At 69.7% G+C, this 18,577-nt stretch carries 18 protein-coding genes; 3 read left to right on the forward strand and 15 right to left on the reverse strand.

Annotation, left to right across the window (positions count from 1 at the left end):
- Positions 1–150 precede the first annotated feature (150 nt).
- The gene (locus ASG87_RS00435; protein WP_235499527.1) at positions 151–1,830 is read right to left on the reverse strand and encodes a L,D-transpeptidase family protein; all 1,680 of its coding nucleotides are present in this window, start codon (positions 1,828–1,830) and stop codon (positions 151–153) included.
- A 130-nt stretch (positions 1,831–1,960) separates the two neighbouring features.
- On the opposite strand from ASG87_RS00435, the gene ASG87_RS00440 reads away from it, so the two are divergent.
- Entirely contained in the window at positions 1,961–2,662 is a 702-nt protein-coding gene (locus tag ASG87_RS00440; protein WP_055999161.1) for a murein L,D-transpeptidase catalytic domain family protein, read from the forward strand.
- A 26-nt stretch (positions 2,663–2,688) separates the two neighbouring features.
- Here the strand turns inward: ASG87_RS00440 and ASG87_RS00445 are convergent, their stop codons facing one another.
- On the reverse strand, positions 2,689–3,105 hold the full coding sequence (locus ASG87_RS00445) for a hypothetical protein (protein WP_055999164.1): 417 nt from the start codon (positions 3,103–3,105) through the stop codon (positions 2,689–2,691).
- Positions 3,057–3,413, reverse strand: coding sequence for a hypothetical protein (locus ASG87_RS19710; RefSeq protein WP_157510803.1), 357 nt, complete (start codon positions 3,411–3,413; stop codon positions 3,057–3,059). Before ASG87_RS19710 ends, ASG87_RS00445 begins: the two co-directional genes overlap by 49 nt.
- Positions 3,414–3,561: 148 nt before the next feature.
- Here ASG87_RS19710 and ASG87_RS19715 point away from each other — a divergent pair, with 148 nt between their 5' ends.
- Positions 3,562–3,768 carry a hypothetical protein gene (locus ASG87_RS19715; RefSeq protein ID WP_157510805.1) on the forward strand — a complete coding sequence of 69 codons (207 nt, stop codon included), beginning with the start codon at positions 3,562–3,564 and terminating at the stop codon, positions 3,766–3,768.
- Between the two features lie 116 nt (positions 3,769–3,884).
- Here the strand turns inward: ASG87_RS19715 and ASG87_RS00450 are convergent, their stop codons facing one another.
- From ASG87_RS00450 to ASG87_RS21155, 10 genes are all read right to left on the reverse strand, one after another.
- Entirely contained in the window at positions 3,885–4,808 is a 924-nt protein-coding gene (locus tag ASG87_RS00450) for a M14 family metallocarboxypeptidase (RefSeq protein ID WP_055999167.1), read from the reverse strand.
- A 317-nt stretch (positions 4,809–5,125) separates the two neighbouring features.
- Positions 5,126–7,360: a TonB-dependent siderophore receptor gene (locus tag ASG87_RS00455; RefSeq protein ID WP_055999171.1), complete on the reverse strand. Its 2,235-nt coding sequence runs from the start codon at positions 7,358–7,360 to the stop codon at positions 5,126–5,128.
- A gap of 71 nt (positions 7,361–7,431) precedes the next feature.
- A complete protein-coding gene (locus ASG87_RS00460; RefSeq protein ID WP_056000190.1) occupies positions 7,432–8,643 on the reverse strand; it encodes a PepSY-associated TM helix domain-containing protein in 1,212 nt (403 codons plus the stop codon).
- Positions 8,644–8,815: 172 nt separating this feature from the next.
- The gene (locus tag ASG87_RS00465) at positions 8,816–9,652 is read right to left on the reverse strand and encodes a PhzF family phenazine biosynthesis protein (RefSeq protein WP_055999174.1); all 837 of its coding nucleotides are present in this window, start codon (positions 9,650–9,652) and stop codon (positions 8,816–8,818) included.
- 163 nt (positions 9,653–9,815) lie between these two features.
- Positions 9,816–10,769 (reverse strand): hypothetical protein, encoded by a 954-nt coding sequence (locus ASG87_RS19720; RefSeq protein WP_157510807.1) that lies wholly within the window; start codon positions 10,767–10,769, stop codon positions 9,816–9,818.
- 35 nt (positions 10,770–10,804) lie between these two features.
- Positions 10,805–11,320, reverse strand: coding sequence for a DUF3016 domain-containing protein (locus tag ASG87_RS00475; protein ID WP_055999179.1), 516 nt, complete (start codon positions 11,318–11,320; stop codon positions 10,805–10,807).
- Positions 11,321–11,475: 155 nt separating this feature from the next.
- Positions 11,476–12,135 carry a thiopurine S-methyltransferase gene (locus ASG87_RS00480; RefSeq protein WP_055999181.1) on the reverse strand — a complete coding sequence of 220 codons (660 nt, stop codon included), beginning with the start codon at positions 12,133–12,135 and terminating at the stop codon, positions 11,476–11,478.
- 188 nt (positions 12,136–12,323) lie between these two features.
- A complete protein-coding gene (locus tag ASG87_RS00485) occupies positions 12,324–13,901 on the reverse strand; it encodes a glycoside hydrolase family 30 beta sandwich domain-containing protein (RefSeq protein ID WP_055999183.1) in 1,578 nt (525 codons plus the stop codon).
- Positions 13,902–14,185: 284 nt separating this feature from the next.
- Positions 14,186–14,515, reverse strand: a complete 330-nt coding sequence (locus tag ASG87_RS00490) for an SRPBCC domain-containing protein (protein WP_055999186.1) — start codon at positions 14,513–14,515, stop codon at positions 14,186–14,188.
- 3 nt (positions 14,516–14,518) lie between these two features.
- Complete coding sequence (locus ASG87_RS21155; RefSeq protein WP_268761792.1) at positions 14,519–14,653, reverse strand: hypothetical protein; 135 nt, start codon at positions 14,651–14,653, stop codon at positions 14,519–14,521.
- 140 nt (positions 14,654–14,793) lie between these two features.
- Between ASG87_RS21155 and ASG87_RS00495 the strand changes: the two genes are divergently transcribed.
- Entirely contained in the window at positions 14,794–15,990 is a 1,197-nt protein-coding gene (locus ASG87_RS00495; protein ID WP_055999188.1) for a serine hydrolase domain-containing protein, read from the forward strand.
- 221 nt (positions 15,991–16,211) lie between these two features.
- Here the strand turns inward: ASG87_RS00495 and ASG87_RS00500 are convergent, their stop codons facing one another.
- Both ASG87_RS00500 and ASG87_RS00505 read right to left on the reverse strand, forming a co-directional pair.
- A complete protein-coding gene (locus tag ASG87_RS00500) occupies positions 16,212–16,709 on the reverse strand; it encodes a TonB-dependent receptor (protein ID WP_055999191.1) in 498 nt (165 codons plus the stop codon).
- Positions 16,710–17,214: 505 nt separating this feature from the next.
- Positions 17,215–18,423 (reverse strand): glycosyl hydrolase family 18 protein, encoded by a 1,209-nt coding sequence (locus ASG87_RS00505; RefSeq protein WP_157510850.1) that lies wholly within the window; start codon positions 18,421–18,423, stop codon positions 17,215–17,217.
- Positions 18,424–18,577: the final 154 nt, after the last annotated feature.

Raw genomic sequence — 18,577 nt, forward strand, 5'->3', positions numbered from 1 at the left:
GGACAACCGACGTGGACTCGTCCGTTCCTGGGAACTGCTGCAGCCGAAGGGCAACCCGGACAAGGAACCCAGCGCCTTTTCTTCCGGCAATTTCTCGAAAGCCCCGGACCCCGGCTTCCGCCGGGGTGATGGCAGTTTTCGGGGCTCCCGTCAGTTACCCGCGGCGGACGGCTGGCGCGGGCGGTCCAGCGCACGCAGCACCGGCGCGTCGCGCCCGTAGATATCGGGGCGGAAGCCGAGCCGGCCGTCCTCGCGCAGGTCCACCGTCCAGTACGCCAGCAACACCGGCACCGGCCGGGGCAGCATCACCGTGCGGGTCTTGTCGGTGTCGATCGCGCGGTCGATCGCCGCGCGGTCCCAGCGCGCCGGATCGTCCAGCAGCAGCTCGACCAGCTCGCGCGGCCGCTCCACGCGGATGCAGCCGGAGCTGTTGGCGCGCTGCTCGCGGGCGAACAGCTCCTGGTGCGGCGTGTCGTGCAGGTAGATCGCGTAGTCGTTCGGGAAGCGGATCACCACGCGCCCCAGCGAATTGCCGGGGCCGGCGTCCTGGCGCAGCACGATGCCGCGCGGGCGGTTCCAGTCCACGCTGGCCGGCGAGCGCGGGTTGCCCTGCGTGTCCAGCACGCGGATGCGGTTGGCCGCGAGGTAGCCGGGGTTCCTGCGCACCTTCGGCAGGATGTCGTTCTTCAGGATGGTCGGCGGCACCGTCCAGGTCGGGTTGAGCGTGAGGTAGGTGATCTGCGACTTGAACACCGGCGTGCTGCGGTACGGCTTGCCCACCTGCACGCGCGAGCGCCATACCGGCTTGCCGTCGCGGTAGTAGGCGATCCGGTAGCCGGCGATGTCCACCACCACGAACTCGCCCTGCAACTGGTGCAGCAGCCAGCGCGCGCGTTCCAGGTTCACCCGCAACTGGTCGATGCGCGCCTCCACCGGAACGTTCAGCGCGGCCAGCGTCGCCGCGCCGAGATGGCCGTCCGCGGTCAGGTACTGCTCCTGCTGGAACTGCTTGAGCGCCGCCTCCAGCGCGGGGTCGTAGAACTCGCCCGCACCGGCGCCAGCATCCGCGGCCAGGTAGCCGCCCAGCACCAGCCGCTGGCGCAGCGCGGGCACCCGCGGATCGCTCGTCCCGGGCTTCAGCGTCGGACCTTCCGGAACCTGCGGCCAGCCGCCCTGCGCCGCCAGCACGCGCAGCTTCGCCAGCATCGTGCGCAGCTCGCCGTACAGCGGGTTCTGCGGGCGCGCGCGGTCGAACAGGGCGGCGATTTGTCCCTGCGCCAGGGCGTCGCGCAGCGCCTGCAGGCCCTGTGCGGGATCGAGCTGGCGCGGATCGAAGTTCCAGTGCGGGTCCAGCGTGGACGGATCCACCTTGCCGCGGTACAGGTGCATCAGCGCGGTGAGGCACGACTGCGTGGCAAGCAGGTCGAACTGCGCGCGCTGCAACGGCGTCGCCCGCGGGTCGGCCAGCACCGCGCGGCGCTGCTCCAGCTCGGCCACCGCGTAGTCCTGGGGGTTCAGCCCGTCGGCATCCATGCCGCGCAGCGCCGCCAGCAACTGGTCGACGTCGCGCGGCTGCGTCCATGCCGGCGCGAACCCGTCCTGCTGGTAGAAATCCGCCTGCGCATTCTCCAGCACGCTGACGCCGTCGGGCGGCGCGCTGCGCAGTTGCTCCACCCGTTCGCGGATCAGCTCGGCCTCCGGCGACAGGGCCACCGTCGCAGCCGGCGCCGGTGCCGGCTGCGGCAGCGCGGATTGGGCATGCAGGGGGACGCTCAACGCCAGCATCAGCACGGCGAGGCAGGGCAGGCTTCGGGGACGCAGGGGCGACACGGCAGATTCCTTTGCGCGGGATCGCCCCCGTCTTAGCACAGCCGCCCCATGCTGCAAACCGGGTGGGACACATCCTTAACCCGCGGCTGCTAGGATCGGGCGCCGTATCCGCCGCCGCACCCATGCCCCGATGAACCGACTCCTGCGCCACGTCGCCGCCGCGGCGTTCCCTCTCGCCACCGTCCTCGTTCCCGCGCACGCTGCCGACGACTCGCTGCAGGCCGCCCTGAGCCGGCTGGCCCCGCAGGCCAACCCGAAGGTGATCGGGCTGGCGCTGGCCGCCACCGAGTGCGCCGCCGCGCAAGGCCAGCCGCCGTCCGACCGGCTCGCGGTGATCGACTACTCGCGCCCTTCCACCGAGCCGCGGCTGTGGGTGTTCGACCTGGTGCGGCGCAAGCTGCTGTTCCACGAACTGGTCGCGCACGGCCGCAACACCGGCGACAACCTCGCGACGAAATTCTCCAACCGGCCGGACAGCCTGGAATCCAGCCTCGGCCTGTTCCGCACGCGCGACACCTACGCCGGCCGCAACGGCTATTCGCTGCGCATGGACGGCCTCGAACCGGGCACCAACGACCGCGCGCTGGACCGCGCCCTGGTGATCCACGGCGCCTCCTACGTCAGTTCCGCCATGGCCAGCCGGCAGGGCCGGATCGGCCGCAGTTGGGGCTGCCCCGCCGTGCGCAGCGCCATCGCGCGGCCGTTGATCGATACGCTCAAGGGTGGCCAGTACGTGTTCTCCTACTATCCCGATGCCCGCTGGCTGAGCGCCTCGCCGTACCTAAAATGCAATGCCGGGCGCGCCATGACGGCCAGCCTCCGGGCACCCTAGCCGCACCGGATCGTTCCGCCCGCAGCTCACTTGGCCGCCACCTGCCGCTTGCGTTCGAGCAGGTAGATCCGCTCGATGCGGGCGGCAGGGCTGGATCCGCACGAGGCCAGCCGGGCCACCATGCGCACGCCGGCCTGGCGTTCCGGTGCGGAGAACTCCATCGTGCGCACCGGGGCGCCGCCGCGCTCCGCGTCGAGCATGCCGGCATAGGCGCCCATGTCGGCGGGCCGCGCTTGCAGGTCCCGGTTGAGCGCGGCGGCGAGCGCCTGCACCGAGGCGACGGTCATGCCGCGGCCGGACTGCTCGTAGAGCGTGCGCACGGCGCGGTCCTCTCGCGCATACATCACCTTCAGCAGCGCCATCGCCTTGATCCGGCACGCCAGCGCCAGCACGATCATGCCGCCGTAGACCACCAACACCCGCAGCCGCGTGGCAACGCCCACCCACAATGCCAGCCGCGGCCAGGCCTGGCCTGGCCTGCCAGCACGCCGCTCAAGCCGAGTGCGAACAACGTGCCTGACAGGTCTCCTCCCGCGCGCGCCACCGCGTGGGCCTGGTGCTTGAAGAACAGGCCATCGTTCCAGTCGTAACCGCCTTTCATCGCGATCACGGGAATCCCCAATACGATGACGACCGCAGCGAGCGCGAGGCAGAAGATCAGGCCCGTCGGCACGGTATCGGATGGCGGCGCGCCATCGAGTCCGGCAAGGACCGAAGGTCGTGCATCACCATGTCGAGCGCCTTCGTTCATGGGCGACTTGCCTATCCGTTGATTCACGAGCGGCTGAAAACGACTCGGCTTGACCTCGTTTCTGACTTGATGCTATTCGAACAAGGTCGCCCGCTCGCAGGAGCGGCAAGCGACAAGACGTTCAATGGATCGCAAAAGGAGATGCACTATGAAGACGTTCAAGAAAGGCAAGATGGCGCTTTTCGCCATGATGGTGGTCACCGCATTGTCCGGCTCGGCAATAGCCGCCTCGCGATGCGCGGTTTGCGATCAGGTCCATCGCGACTGCCTTGCCCAAGCGTATGACCATCAGGATGTATTACGTTGCGACAACGACTGGAAGGAATGCAGGCGCTCCGGCTGCACCCTTCCCTGATTGCTTGCCGCAAAAGACTTGCCGCAAAAGAAAAAGGGGGGAGGAATCCTTCCTCCATTCTTCAACATGACGTACCGATCCGTCTTGGTGAAAAACGCACTCCTTATCGGTACGCATCAGTCCGCATGCGCCAGCGCGAAATCGATCGCCGCGCAGACCGCCGCCACCTGCGCGGCGTTGCACTGCTCGGGCGTGGCGCGCGGGCTGTCGGGGTAGACCTCGGTGGTGGTCTTGTAGCGGGCATGGGTGATGCCCGCGCAGAGGCCGAGCCGTTCCAGCGCGTACTCGATGACGCCCGGCGCGACCACCGGCGAGCCGATGATCTCGCCGTTGGCGTCGGCCGGCGCGATGTGGGTGACTTTCGCCACCGCCGCGATCACCGCCTGCTGGAACTTGGGTTGCGGGTGCTCGCTGTCGTCGACCAGGTAGAAGCCGTCCGGGATTTCGCCCGGCTCGTAGGCCGCGCCGTCGCGCGCGGCCAGCGCGGGACGGAACTCGGACTCGTCGGTGTCGGTGGTCTCGTGCAGGTCGATGTGCACCAGCACGCGGTCGCGCAGCGGCGCGACCAGGCGCATCAGCGCCGCCGATTCCTGCGCCGGGCTGTTCTCGCGGAACGAGCGGTTCGGGTCGATCGCATCCGCGTTCCAGCGGTGGATGCGCTCGTACGCCCAGGGGCTGACGCAGGGCGCCACCAGCAGGTTGGCCTTGCCCGCGTAGTCCGCCGCGTGCCCTTCGGCGAACTGCAGCGCGCCGTGCACGCCGCTGGTCTCGTAGCCGTGCACGCCGCCGGTCACCAGCGCGCAGGGCAGGTCGTCGCGCCAGTCGCGGCTGCCGATGGCGAACAGCGGATAGCTGCCGGAGGGATAGTCCAGCCGGCCGTATTCCGCCACGTCGAAGCGCGCGCGCAGGGCGTCGATCCTGCGCAGCACGTCCGCCTCGTAGCTGCGCTTCACGTCCTGCCGCGACAACCACTGCGCCACCTCCTCCCTGCCCCACGGTGTTCCGGGTTTGCCGATGGGGTAGAAGGCCTGGATCGTCATCGTCTCGCTCGCTGTGCCGTGAAATGGGGGAAAGGCGAAGCGTAGCACCGGCCCGGACGCACCTGCGATTCCCGTTCTACCTGATGCTGTCCGTCCAGGCGATCGGGCTGCTGGTCCGTCATACGGTCATCGGCAGGCTGCTCAACGGCAAGCGGATGCGTGGCGAGCCGGCAGTCGTCGCCACGTAGAAGATTGTGCGGTCGGCTGCCCTGTGTTCTCGCTGCCGGAAGCTTCCACTCCGGTTGCGTGACCCTGCGCGAAGGCGCTGGATTCCAGCTTTCGCTGGAATGACGGCGTACCCGGGGATGACGGCGTGCTCAGAACGCCAGGCGCAGGGACAGCGACATGTTGGCCGGCGCGCCGTAGTACGTGTTGTCGTACTCGTCGAGGACGTAGAACTTGCGGTCCAGCACGTTGTTCGCGTTGAGCTGCAGCGAGGCGCTCGGCGAGAGGTCGTACTTCGCCATCAGCGAGAGCTGCGGCACGCTGCCCTGGCGGAATACGACGCTGCCTGCCGGGCTCGCCACCGTGGTGTAGCTGCGCGACTGCCAGTTGAGTCCGGCGCCGAGCGTGAGGCCGTCCACCCAGCGGCGCGGCGTCCACGTGGCGAACGTGCGCAGCAGGGTGCCGGGGATGTAGGTGCGCACGTTCTTGCCGGTGGCGTCGTGCATCAGCGTGCGCGAGAAGCCGAGCGAGGCTTGCCACTCGTCGCTGAGCCGGCCGGCCACCTCGACCTCGAAGCCGCGCGATTCGGTGCCGTCGAGCGCGCGCGACACCTGCGAGCCGTCCGGCAGCAGCAGCGGCTCGCCGGTGGCCTCGTCGTACACCGGCGCGGCGACGTTGTCCTGCCGGGTCTTGAACAGCGTCAGCGAAGTGGTCAGGCGGCCGTTCAGGTGCTCGCCCTTGAGGCCCAGCTCCACGCTGCGCCCGTCGATCGGGTCGAGGTAGTGGCCGTCGATGTTGCGCGCGTTCTGCGGCTTGAAGATGCCGGTGTAGCTGGCGAACAGCGAGTAGTCCTTGCCGATGTCGTAGACGAGGCCGGCGTAGGGAATGGTCTTCTTGAAGTCGTACTTCGAATCGTTGGGCGTGTCGTAGACGTAGAACGAATCGACCTTCCAGGTCGCGTAGCGCGCGCCGGTGATCAGCGTCAGCGGATCGGCCAGCGACCAGCGCGCCGCCGCGTAGAAGCCGTTCTGCGTGGTGTCGATGTCGTTGAGCGGACTGCCCTGCGCGGGGAAATCCGGCCTGGGGTAGGCGCCGTTCCAGTCGAAGAAGTTGCCGGTGTCGGCAAGCGCACCGGTCGGCTCGTACTCGCGGCCGGTGTTGGACGTGCGCGAGCCGCCGTAGCCGAGCACCAGCTCGTGCGTGCGACCGAACGCGTCGAACGGCCCGCTGGCGTACAGGTCGACGGCGCGGTCGATGATCTCGCCCTTGCTCTTGTACGCGGACGGCTCCAGCCCCTCACCGGTGGCCGGATCCGGGAAGCCGGAGACATAGAACAGTTGCACGTCCTCGCGGTAGCGGCGCACGTTGGCCGAGGCGTGCAAGGTCCAGTCGTTGCCGAAGCTGTGCTGAAGCTCGCCGAACAGCGTGTCCGTGCGGCGCGTCCAGTGGCTCCAGTCGGCCGCCGTGGTGACCGAGCGCGGCCAGTCGGCCTTGCTGCCGTCGGACAGGAACAGCGGGAACGAGCCCCAGGTATTGCGGCGCGGCCGGTTGTCCTGGTGGTCGAAGCCGAGCGACAGGCGTGTCGCCGGCGACACGTCCCAGTCGACGATGCCGTACAGCACGCCGGTCTTCTTCCGGTACAGCGCCTGGTAGGACTCCTGGTCCTGGTATACCGCCACGCCGCGCGCGCGCACGCTGCCGCTGGCGTTGAGCGGCACGCTGCCGTCGAGCTGCACGCGGCCGTCGTTCCACGAACCCGCCGAGAGATCCACCGACAACGACGGCGTCTTTTCCACCGCATGCTTGCGTACCAGGTTGATCGACGCGCCCGGGCTGCCCGCCCCGCTCATCAGGCCGGTGGCGCCGCGGACCACTTCGATGCGGTCGTACAGCGCCGTGTCCAGCGTCTCGTCGATCGAGCCGGTATTGAAGTTGGTGGTGGCCGGCACGCCGTCGTACATCAGCGTGTCGACCAGGAAGCCGCGCGAGAAGAACAGCACGCGCTCGGTGTCGTACGCGTCGGAGTACACGCCGGCGGTGTTGTCGAGCACCTGGCGCAGCGAGGTGAGGTTCTGGTCGTCCAGGCGCTCGCGCGTGATCACGGTGAGCGACTGCGGGGTCTCGCGCGGCGAGAGGTACAGCTTGGTGGCCGCCGCGCTGTTGCGCACGGCATAGGCGCTGGTGTCGACGCCGGTCACCGTCACGCCCTTGAGGTCGATCGCCTTCTTCTGCTCGGCCGTGCGGTCAGGCGCGTTGTCCGGCGGCGTTTCCGCCGCGGTGGCGGCCAGCGGGGACAGGACGGCGAGCAGCGCGATGGCCAGGACGGTGCGTGCCGGCGCACGCGGGCGGCGAGGCCGGGGAAGAGCGGACAGCAGGGGTCGATTCATCGGGGAAGACTGCAAACAAGAATGATTTGCAATTGTATTTGCTGCGGGATCGGCCTGTCCATGCCGCGCGCTCAGGCGCGACCTTGCGCCGCAAGGCTGCGCGAGCGGACCGCATGCTTGTGCTGCGCGCGCCGCCGGCGCCACCACAGCAGCAGGCCGGTTACGCTCAGCGCGGCGACGGCAAGCCCGACCAGGCTCACGATCACCCGCCCCGCCACGCCGATGATCCGTCCCGAATGCAGCGGAAACTGGGCCTGCAGGAAGATGTCGCCCGCGCTGCCGGTGCCCGGGATGTCCGCCCCGGCGGGCGAGCCGTCGCCGGCATTGAAATACAGCCACGGATTGCCCAGGCCGCCGTCGCCGTGTTCGTCGTCGGGCTCGAAGAAGCCCACGCCATACATCCCGTATTCCGGCGAATACAGGATCGCGCCCGCCGGCGCGGTCCAGCCGCGCCGTGCGGCTTCGGCACGCGCCAGCGCCAGCACGTGGCGCCGCGAGACACCCGGTTCCGCCTGCTGCGCCGGCGCCAGTTCGGCGCGCGTGTCGTAGGGATTGGGCGTGAGTTTCGAGAACGCGGAAACCACCGGTACGACCACCTGCGAACGCAGGTTCATGGAGACCGCGGTCACCGCCAGCACGAGCAGCAACAGCCAGATCCACACACCGCCCGAGCGGTGCACGTCGAAAGTGAGCGCGTGGCCGCCCCGCTGCCAACGGAACGCCAGCGACTTGCGCCACGAGCGCGGATGCGGGAACGACAGCAGCAACGACACGAACGCGTCGAGTACCCACACGATCGCCACGATGCCCATGAACAGCGAGCCGACGTCGTAGCCTCCCATCAGCGGCAGCTCCAGGCTGTAGTGCAGCTTGTAGAGGAACGGCAGCAGGTTCTCGCGCGTCAGCGAAACGTCGCCCCACAGGCGCCTGCCCTGCTCCGCGCCCGTGACGGGATTGAGCGCCAACTGGTTGAACGCCAGCTCGTACGGCTGGCGCGACACCGGGTCGACGCGGGGCTCCACCCACACCTGCAACGCTTCGCCGGCGGGCGCCGCCAGCGGCAAATAACTCACGCGGGCGCGCGGATGCGCCGCCTCCACCGCGTCGGCCAGGTCCAGCGCCGGACGCTGCGGCCCCTGCTCGGAGTGGTACATCGCGGGATTCAGGGCCGAGTCCAGTTCGTGGTCCCACGAAATGACCGCGCCCGTCGCCCCGGCGATGAAAAGGAACACCGCGGTGAACAAACCGAACCAGCGGTGCAGGCGTCTGAACAGGTGATGCATGCGTTCCCTTCCGAACTTCCGGGCCGACATGCCGCCAGCGCCACAGGCAAAGTCTACATGCGAATGATTCTCTTTTGCTCGGACGCCAGCCGACCTGCCGCCCGGGCACCCGCATCGACCAGCCTGGCGATCGCCGGCCGGAGGAACCCGGATCGGGCAGCGACGCGCCCGCCTACAACGTCACCGACCCCGCGATGCAGGGGGTTACCGCGCCGCCGATCCAGATGCCGGCGCCGTCCCGCACCACGTGCACTCGCCCCGTGCGCCCCAGCGCGGTGCCCTGGCTGGCGATGTAGCGCGCCGGCGCGATCCCGCTCTGCGTGAGCCACTGCGCGAGGCCGGCATTGAGGCTCCCGGTCACCGGATCCTCGAAGCCGGCGGCGGTGAAGGCGCGCACTTCGAAGTGCGCGTCCGCTCCGTCCGCCCCGGCATGCCACGGCGCCACCACGCCGACGCGCATGCCCGCCAGCACGGAGAAATCCGGCCGCAGCGCCAGCACCGCCTCGCGCGAACGCAGCAGCACGGCCAGCCAGCCCGGGCCGTTGTCGACCCAGTTCGCGTCGACCACCGCATCGGGCGCCAGACGAAGCCCTTCGACAACGCGCGCGACGACCGCCGGCTCCACCGGACCTGCGCGACGCAGGGGCGGCGCAGCGAAGGAAAGCCGGTCCGCGTCGCGCCGGATACGCACAAGGCCCGCCGCGCACTCCTGGACGATCTCGTCCCCCTTGGGCGTGCCGCCCGAAGCGAGCCAGGCATGGCAACTGCCCAGCGTGGGATGGCCGGCGAAAGGCAGCTCCTGCAAGGGCGTGAAGATGCGCACCCGGTAATCCGCTTCCGGCACGCGCGGCTCGAGCAGGAACGTCGTCTCGCTGAGATTGGTCCATCGGGCGAAAGCCGCCATCTGCGCATCGTCCAGCGCATCGGCGCCCACCACCACCGCCAATGGGTTGCCACCCAGCGGCCGGGACGAGAACACGTCCACCTGCCGAAACGAAAAATCGGTCAATCGCTCATCCTCCAGCGCTGCACCAACAACCGGCCCGGACGATCTGCCGATGGGCTGCCGGGGCCGCATGCCAGGGCGTGATTCTGGAGGTCCGCGCCGATACTGCAAGCCTCTCCACGCGGACCGCCTCCGGCGCACGTGCGCCAAGCATCGTCGATGCGGCCTAGTGAGCCGGCGGCAGCGTCTGGATTCTTATCGATTCGGCGGCGTTCGGCGGGGCCGGCGGCGCGCGGCCGCGGCAACCGACCGATGACAGCGGGATGGCGGTGGCGTGCGCCGGCGGCCCGCCCACGCCGCCGACGCAGTCCATCGTGCCAGCGCCCGGCAGGTGCATCGACCAGTGCGCCGTCGCACCCTGCACGAGGCGTTTCAGCAACGTGTCCTTTCCGGGCCCGTCGTCTTCGCGCCAGGCCTTGTCGAAGCGCGTGGGCGCGTAGGTGATGCGCCCCGGCTTCCGCGTCATGACATCGTTGCCCGACCGCAGCAGCGGCGAAGCATAGCCGGGGCTTTCGGCCGGCCCGATGCGGTGTCCGGGAACGGCAGGAACAGTCACCGGAACCTGCTCCGCATGCCGCTCCGGCGTCGATGCCGGAAGCGTCGCCGCGCGTGCGCGGCGCGGCAGCTCGGCCGTCGTCCGCGGCGATGCGATTGCGCCGCGATCGGACGCCGCCGTCCTGCGCGGCGCATCCGGCGTGCGCGGCGCCGGAGATACGAACCGCAGGTGGAGTGCCGGCCCCGCCTCCCGATCCGACGCCGACGAACGGAGAAACAACGGCTCGTCCGTACCGATCCAGCAGACCAGCATCAGTCCGTTGACCGACAAGGCGACCGCCCACGCCGTCGCCCTTGCGGGCGAGAAACGGCCTCGACGCGATTCCTGCCGCGCGATCACCAGCGGCGTCCGGCCGGCAGCGCGAAACCGCGGCGGGACGCGTTCATCGAGAGCAGGCAATGAAACCATGCCGACAACGGCATCCACGACTCCACTGGGACATCCCGGCATGCCGGCCACCTGGCCGGACACGGGTGTCCCCGCATGACCCGTGTTGGAGACGCCGCGAAAGCGATAAGTTCCACCGACGTGGCGGATCGCCGGGAAAGCGTCCCGGGATTCCATCGACCCGTTTGCCCGGGCTGTTGCCCGGGCTCCCCTCAAAGCTTCCCGGCGCCCCGGCGCAGCCAGCGATCGATCAGGGATTTCTCGTAGCGCAGCGTGTCCTGGTCAATCGCCGGCCGGTTGCTGAGGAAGGCCGCGTCGCGCAGTTTGCGGCTGCCCTGCCGCAGCACCTTGCCGTCGGCGCCGTACAGGGTGAAGTCCAGGTCGATGCGCGGCGGATAGATGTCCTTGACGATGCGCACGTCGTCGAAGTCGGGGCCGCGCCAGGGTTCGTACTCGCCGGCGCGGTCCACGTCGGTCACCACGATGTCCAGCCGCTGGCCCGGCGCCAGGATGCGCGAGGCGCGCTCGACGATGTAGGCCCGGAGCGGTTCCAGGTAGGCGTCGGCCCTGATCAGGTGCACCCCGAAGCTGTGCCGGGCCTCGGTGAAGTGCCGGGGATCCCGGTAATGGACGCTGACGCTGTCCGGCGGCGTCGCCGCCCACGCGGCGAGGGAAGCCAGGGCCAGGCAGGCGGAACACAGCAGGCGGGACAACGGGGAAGATGGCATCGCGGCTCTCCCGGGGTGCGGCGGCAACCGGATCGGCCGCGCAGCGCGGCCAGACAACGACCGGGCATCAGTATACGGCCGTGCATGCGCCGGATCGGTGAAGGCAACGCCGCCAGCGGGCTCCCGTGCCGGCTCCGCGAGCCGTCATCGCCGGGTCAGGCTTTGCGCACGAGCCGGTACGCCACCGTCTCCAGCGCGCTCAACCCTTCGGTGACGAAGCCTGGCTGCTGCGCGAGGATGTCGCGGCGCTCGAGCACGGCCACGTCCCAGTCGCGGCCGTACAGCTCGGCCACCTCGGTTTCCGGCACGCAGAACGGCGGGCCGTGTTTCTCGTGCTGCGGATATTCCAGCGTGATCACTAGGCCGCGGCAGCCGGCCGGGAGCCGCGCATACAGCTCGCGCCCGTAGCGGCGGCGCAGCGGCGGCGGCAGCGCGATCAGCGCGGCGCGGTCGTAGACCGCCATGCAGTCCGCCAGGACTTCGGCGTCGAGCGCGAAGGCGTCGCCGCAGATCAGTTCGATGGCGCCGGCGCGATAGTGGCGGCCGTAGCGCGAGTCGTGCACCTGCGGCGTCAGGCCGTGCTCGGCGAAGAACTGCGCGACGGCCAGCGGCGACAGCTCCACGCCCAGCACCCGGTGCCCCTGCGCCGCCAGCCAGGCGAGGTCCAGCGACTTGCCGGCCAGCGGCACGAACACCCGGCTGCCGGGCGCCGCCTCCAGCCGAGGCCAGTGTTCGAGCAGCAGCGGCGTCGGCCGGTCCTGGTGGAAGCCCGTGCGACCTTCCCGCCAGCGCTGGAGCCAGAATTCGGAATCCATGCTGCGTCTCCTGCGGATGTGGATCGAAGATGCCGGACGGCGCCGACCCGGGGATCATCCTGGCACGCCTGCGCTTCTCCCGCGGCCCGGCGCCGGACCCATGACGCCGAAAAGCATGCGCCGCGCACTTCGTGGCAACCCGCGTGCATGACGCTTGCGGAACACGGCATCCGCCGGCGCCGGACGGCTCAACCGCCTGGCGCGCGGCGTCCGGCCGGCCCGCCGCGGAGGCCCTCCAGCCAGCGCGCGGCCCGCCGCATCCACGAACCCACCGGGTCCGGATTCCATACGAAGGTCGCCACGCTCTGCGGCGGCAGCGCGTAGCGGAAGCGGTTCGGGCCCTGCGTCACCGCGACCTCGCGCGCGTCCGTATGGCTGTTCACCATCACCAGCACGACCGACCCGTCGTCGGCATTCAGGAAGGCGACGTTGTTGATGTCCTTGTCGGTCTCGCCGGACCCCACCCGCACCGCGCCGGGCAGCACGAACCGGCTGAAGTGCGCGAACGCGTAGTACTCGTCGTTGCGGCTCACCTCGCCCGTGCGCGAGTCGATCGTGACCACGCCCTTGCACAGGTCGCAGCCGCCGAAGTGCGGGCCGTGCTGCTCGTCGAGCGCGAGGTTCCAGTACACCACGCCGCGCGCCCAGTGCCTGATCCCGGCGAGCAGGAAGTCGCGCGCGAACCAGAGCAGCTCGCCCTTCCTGGCCGATTCCCAGTCGCCCCCGGAGCACTCGGTGATGTAGGTGTCCTTCTTCGGATACGCACGATGCACGTCGCTCTGCGTGGACGGCGTGCCGCGGTAGCAGTGCCAGGCGATGCCGTCGATGTAGCGCGCGGCGTCGGCGTCGCCCAGCACGCTCAGGGGCTGTCCCGGGTCGTCCCAGTTGTGGTCCCAGCCGAGGATGAGCGTCTTCGGCTTGCGGCGCGCCAGGGCCGGCCCGAGGTACTGGCCGATGAGGCGCGCCCGCGTGGCCGCGGGCATCTCCATGCCGGGGTAGGTCACCGGCACGAAACCCGGCTCGTTCTGCACGGTCAGGGCGAAGATGGGGATGCCGTACCCGCGGTAGGCGTCGACGTACTTGACCAGGTAGTCCGCGTACGCGCTTTCGAACGGCTCCAGCAGCTCGCCGCCGATCAGGTTGGCGCTGGTCTTCATCCATGCCGGCGCGCTCCACGGCGAGGCGATGATGCGCAACTGCGGATTGACCGCCAGGGCCTCGCGCACCGTCGGTATCACGTCGCGCAGGTTGGGCGTGACGTTGAAGTGCTGCAGCGACGGATCGACCTGGCCGGTGGGAAGGTCGTCCAGGGTGTACGGCTGCAGCGAGAAATCCGACGCGCCGATGGTCAGGCGCGTCATGCCGAAATTGAGGCCGGGCGGCGGGCCGAACAGCTCCTGCAGCAATGCGCGGCGCTGCGACGCATCCAGCCGGTTCTGCAGCAGCCAGGACGACGCGTCCGTCAGCGCCGCGCCGAAGCCGACGATGGACTGGTAGGTGCTCTGGGTATCGACGACCACGTCGCCCGGCTGCGCCTTCTGGGCGGTCATCGCGACGTCGGGCTGGCGCGCCAGGCGCAGCCTGCGATCGGCCGTGCTCAGCCAGACCTCGACGGCGGGCAGCATCGGCGGCGGCGCCGGGGCGGCCTTGGGCGCCACCTCGCGTGGCTTGGGGCGCGATGCGTGGATGGCAGCCAGCGCGAGCAGGCTGAGCAGCGCGACGGACGCGACGGCCACCCAGCCGGAATGCCCCTTGCCCTCACCCATGGCGCGCCCGAAGCCTGTCACGCACACCGCAGTTCACTTGCCACATCCTCACGATCACGAAGCTCCCGGGCTTGCGCATGGCAAGTCTGCACGGGAAGAGTGCCGCGAAACGGAGGCGGCGTCGACTTCGCATCCGCGCCCTTTCGCTTCGGCAACGGCCAGGTGCGATGCGCCGCCCATCGCGCGGGCCTTTCCGGTCCGCCGGAACGACCGGTGGAGAATGCCGCCGCCGCGGACCCAGCGGAACGCATGCCGGGCAGCGATGCGCCCGCAAGGGCATTCGGTCATGCCATCGCCCGCGCATCGGAGCGGCGGGATGCGCGCCGCTCCGCCTGTCGCTTCAGGCATTCCAGCGCGCCGCCCCAGTAGAACTTCAGGTGCCTGAAGACCGCCTCCGTGGGGAAGCCGGTCGCCGCCAGCGTCAGCGAGGCCGCATCCCCCGCGGGCTCCAGGCCGAAGGCGAGCGTCGTGTAGCTCCCGGGCTCGTCGGGAAGCCGCGACAGCGAACTGCGGTGCGTGTAGGCGAGCCGCGCCACGGGTTCGAACTCCCGTACCGTGCCGTTGTTCCCGGACCGCGCATGGCGGATCCCGCGCACGACGATGGAGCCGCCCACGACCTAGTCCGTCTCGACCTCGATCGCCATCTCCGGCTCGCCCATCCACTGCGTCATCAGCCCGGCCCGGGTCAGGCTTTCCCACACCACCTCGGCCGGCGCGCCGATGGAGAGGGTCAGTTCGAGGGATTGCGTCATGGGCTGGCCGCAACGATGGATGTCCGGACCGGATGATGCGGGGAGACGCGCCTGCGCGGAAGCCGCCGCCCGCGGGTTCCCATCGCCGCCCCGGCATGCCTTAATCCGGACGTTACCTTTCGCCGCGAGCTGAGCAGACCATGGCCCCACGCTGGATCGCCTGCCTGTTGCTTCTCCTGACGAGCGCCGCCGCGCAGGCCGGCGAGCCCATCGCCACGGTGCGCGTCGCCTTCGACCGCAACGGCGTCACCGCCGTGCGCGTGCACGGCCATGCCGACAAGGCCACCGGCCGCGAGGTCGGCGCGGACGATCCGGTGCGCATCGCCTCGATTTCCAAGCTGGTCACCGCCCTTGGCGTGATGCGGCTGGTGGAGGCCGGCAAGCTCGACCTGGACACCGACGCGTCGAAGCTGCTCGGCTGGCGGCTGCGCAACCCGGCCTTCCCGGACACGCCGATCACCCTGCGCCTGCTGCTGTCGCACCGCTCCAGCCTCACCGACGGCGCCGGCTACTGGCAAACGCCGCTGGGCGGCGAGCTGCGCGACATCGTCGCGGACCCGCGCGCGTGGGACGCGAAACACGCGCCGGGCACCTATTTCCACTACACCAACCTCAACTTCCCGCTGGTGGCGCAGATCATGGAGCGCGCCACCGGCGAACGCTTCGACAAGCTGATGGCGCGCCTGGTGCTGCGCCCGCTGGGCATCGACGGCTGCTTCAACTGGGCGCTGTGCAGCGACGCCACCGCCGCCCGCGCGGTGGTGCTGTACGACGCCGACGGCAAGCCGGCGAAAGACGACAACCACGGCCGCAAGCCCGCCTGCCCGGTCACGCCGGCCAGCGACGGAAGCTGCGACCTGTCGCGCTGGCGCGCCGGCGCCAACGGCGCGCTGTTCTCGCCGCAGGGCGGCCTGCGCATCTCCGCCCGGGGCCTGGCCCGCATCGGCGAGCTGCTGCTCGGCAACGGCAGCGTCGACGGCAAGCGCCTGCTCAAGCCAGGTTCCATCCAGGCGATGATCACCCCGGAATGGCAATACCGTCCCGGCAACGGCCTGACGTACGAGGAAGACACCGGCGACGCCGACGCCGGCTTCTTCTGCCGCTACGGCATGGCCGTGCAGACGCTGGCGACGCCCGTACCGGGCTGCCGCGACGATCCGTTCGGCGATGGCGTGGCGCGCGTGGGCCACTCCGGCTCTGCCTATGGCCTGCAGGCCGGGCTGTGGGTGGACCGCAAAAGCGGCACCGGCGTGGCCTGGTTCGCCACCGGCATGCCGGACGAGCGGATGGGCGGGAAGTCGGCGTTCAGCGCGGTCGAAGAGGCCCTGGCGCATTAGGGGCGACCGGGCGCCGTTCGAAGCCGTGCGCTCCATGCCTTTTAGTCCGTCGTCGGCGACGGGCAGGCGTCGATGCCGATACGCCGGAAGCACTGGACGCAATGCGCGGCCGTCGCCCGCGACGACCGCGCCCCTCCGTCTCGTCCCCTGTTGTCCGTCGCGACTTTCTCCATATCCGCTCCGCACCCCCTCGCGCATCGGGCACGAGGGGGGCACACGGCCTAGAACTTGTACGTCAGGCCCAGGTACAGGACGCGGCCGGCATAGGTGTTGTCGTAGAACCGCGCCTTGGTGTCGTCGCCCAGGTGCTGCCTCTGCTCCGACTTGGTGAGGTTGAGCACCGAGCCGGTCACCGTGAGGTTCTTCATGAGGTCGTAGGAGGCGTTCAGGTCCACCTGGTCGTACGGCTCGGAGTAGATGTTGAGCCCGGAGACGATGCCGCCGACCATGGTGCCGCGGCGGTTGTACGAGGCGCGCGCGAGGAACCTGTCGTTCTCGTAGAACACCGAGACGTTGGCCTGGGTCTTCGCGCTGCCGACCAGCGGCGACCTGCCGATCACCTTCCCGTCCAGCGCGATGTCGGTGGTGGAAGTCTTGTTGTAGGTGAAGTTGGCCTGGAAGCCGAAGCCGGAGCGGAAGGTGTGCTGGGCATAGGCCTCGACACCCTTCGACACGGCGTTGGAGCCGTTGGCGCTGGTCTGGAACGGCGATACCGTCACCGTGGCGCCATCCAGCGTGCGTGCCTGGTCGATCTCCCTCCCAGATTGAATCGGTTTATGGACGCGAAACGAATTTCAATCGATCCAAATACCGAGTCCGAACCTCCCCATCGGAGCTTTCGCTCGAAGCCCCGGGCACGCCATGCGGCGGCCGGCGCCAGGCAGGTTCCTCCCCAGTCCCCTCCCCTTACAGCCAGAACCGGATCTGTTTAGATCGATCTAAGCCGTGGCCGCTTTCTAGCACAGCGTTTCGCCCGGCGCATGATGCAGCGCAGTACGTCCAGCACCGGCGCCGGGCGGGCCCTGCGGGAGGTTTCGACGGCGAAGCGGGCTGCGCGGAACCTTGCCGGTTCCCCCGGCCGCATCGGGAGACGAAAGCCATGGCCTCGCCACGCGATCGCGCAGCGGGCCGGCAAGTCCGGTGCCGCCCTGGACGCACGGCGGCACCGGAGAGTAAAGGCGGGGCAACGCGGAGGTGCCGCCATCGGCGGTACCTCCGCAGTCCTCACCCGGGGTTGGAGAAGAACGGCTTGTTCCTGGAGAAGGTGTAGCCCTTCGAGCCGTCCCAGTTGATCGACCAGGTCATCAGCCCCCTGATCTGCGGCACCTGGCGGTAGGCCTCGCCGACCTGTGCCGGCGTGAGCACGCCGCCGCCCGCACCGGGCTGCGCCGGCAGGCCCGGCACCTGCTTGTCGTAGGGCAGCGAGAACCGCGCGCCGCCGGCGGTGAAGCCGTCGTTGAGGCACTGGGTCTGCGCGACGAAGCCCTCCACCGTACCGGCCTGGTAGGAGGTGCCCGGGCAACCGTACATGCTGCCGTTGTAGTACTGCATGTTGAGCCAGCTCAGGCGGCCGTTGTCGCGGTACCTGGCGATGATCGGCAGGTAGGCGCCCCACGGGCCGCCGTAGGCGATCTGCCCGCCGGTGACGTAGGCCGTCTCGGGCGCCATGGTCAGCATGAAGTTGGACGGCATCTGCGCGAGCACGCCGTCGATCAGGCGGATCAGGTTGGCCTGCGAGGTGGAGAGCTGGTTGAACGACGCCCCGGCGACCAGGCCGGACTCGATGTCGATGTCGATGCCGTCGAAGTTGTTGTCCTTGAGGATCGGCACGATGGTCTCGACGAAGCGGTCCACCGCGGCCGTGCTCTGCAGGTTGATCGACGCGGCGGCGCCGCCGATGGACAGCAGCACCCAGTGGCCGTCCGCCTTGGCCTGGCAGATCTCCGCCGGCTTGGGCACCTTGACCCCGACGTCCATGCCGTCCTCCCACTTGGCGGTGCCGTCGGCAAGGATGACCGGGAAGGCCGCGTTGATGACGTTGTACTCGGGCGGCACCATCGTGATGGGTATCCAGCCCATGCCCGGGTGCACGGACGAGCCGTTCCAGTTCTCCCAGTAGCCCTGCAGCACCTTGCCGGTGGGCGCGGACTTGACCTCGCAGACGCCCGGGGTCGGGGTTGGCGTCGGTGTGGGTGTCGGCGTGGGCGTGGGTGTCGGCGTGGGCGTCGGGGTTGGAGTGGGCGTCGGTGTCGGGGTAGGTGTCGGGGTAGGCGTCGGTGTCGGTACCGAGCAGCTACCGCCAGCGCGCCACAGCGAGGGGCTGCTGACCGGGTTCCAGCCCGTGCCGACCCAGTCGGTCTGGTCGACCAGCGCGGTATAGACCGAGCCCTGGTAGCTCACCACCTGGCCGGCCTTGTACGTGCCGCCCTCCACCCATTCGGCGCAGGTCGGCGTTGGCGTTGGCGTTGGCGTTGGCGTTGGCGTTGGTGTCGGTGTCGGTGTCGGTGTCGGTGTCGGTGTCGGCGTCGGCGTCGGCGTCGGCGTCGGCGTCGGTGTCGGTGTCGGTGTCGGTGTCGGTGTCGGTGTC

It is taken from the genome of Frateuria sp. Soil773 (assembly GCF_001428405.1).
GTDB lineage: Bacteria > Pseudomonadota > Gammaproteobacteria > Xanthomonadales > Rhodanobacteraceae > LMSL01.

Coding starts and splice junctions, on each gene's coding strand:
- ASG87_RS00440 (WP_055999161.1), top strand. CDS start 1,961: ATGAACCGACTCCTGCGCCACGTCGCCGCCGCGGCGTTCCCTCTCGCC.
- ASG87_RS19710 (WP_157510803.1), bottom strand. CDS start 3,413: ATGAACGAAGGCGCTCGACATGGTGATGCACGACCTTCGGTCCTTGCC.
- ASG87_RS19715 (WP_157510805.1), top strand. CDS start 3,562: ATGAAGACGTTCAAGAAAGGCAAGATGGCGCTTTTCGCCATGATGGTG.
- ASG87_RS00450 (WP_055999167.1), bottom strand. CDS start 4,808: ATGACGATCCAGGCCTTCTACCCCATCGGCAAACCCGGAACACCGTGG.
- ASG87_RS00455 (WP_055999171.1), bottom strand. CDS start 7,360: ATGAATCGACCCCTGCTGTCCGCTCTTCCCCGGCCTCGCCGCCCGCGT.
- ASG87_RS00460 (WP_056000190.1), bottom strand. CDS start 8,643: ATGCATCACCTGTTCAGACGCCTGCACCGCTGGTTCGGTTTGTTCACC.
- ASG87_RS19720 (WP_157510807.1), bottom strand. CDS start 10,769: ATGGAATCCCGGGACGCTTTCCCGGCGATCCGCCACGTCGGTGGAACT.
- ASG87_RS00475 (WP_055999179.1), bottom strand. CDS start 11,320: ATGCCATCTTCCCCGTTGTCCCGCCTGCTGTGTTCCGCCTGCCTGGCC.
- ASG87_RS00480 (WP_055999181.1), bottom strand. CDS start 12,135: ATGGATTCCGAATTCTGGCTCCAGCGCTGGCGGGAAGGTCGCACGGGC.
- ASG87_RS00485 (WP_055999183.1), bottom strand. CDS start 13,901: ATGGGTGAGGGCAAGGGGCATTCCGGCTGGGTGGCCGTCGCGTCCGTC.
- ASG87_RS21155 (WP_268761792.1), bottom strand. CDS start 14,653: ATGACGCAATCCCTCGAACTGACCCTCTCCATCGGCGCGCCGGCCGAG.
- ASG87_RS00495 (WP_055999188.1), top strand. CDS start 14,794: ATGGCCCCACGCTGGATCGCCTGCCTGTTGCTTCTCCTGACGAGCGCC.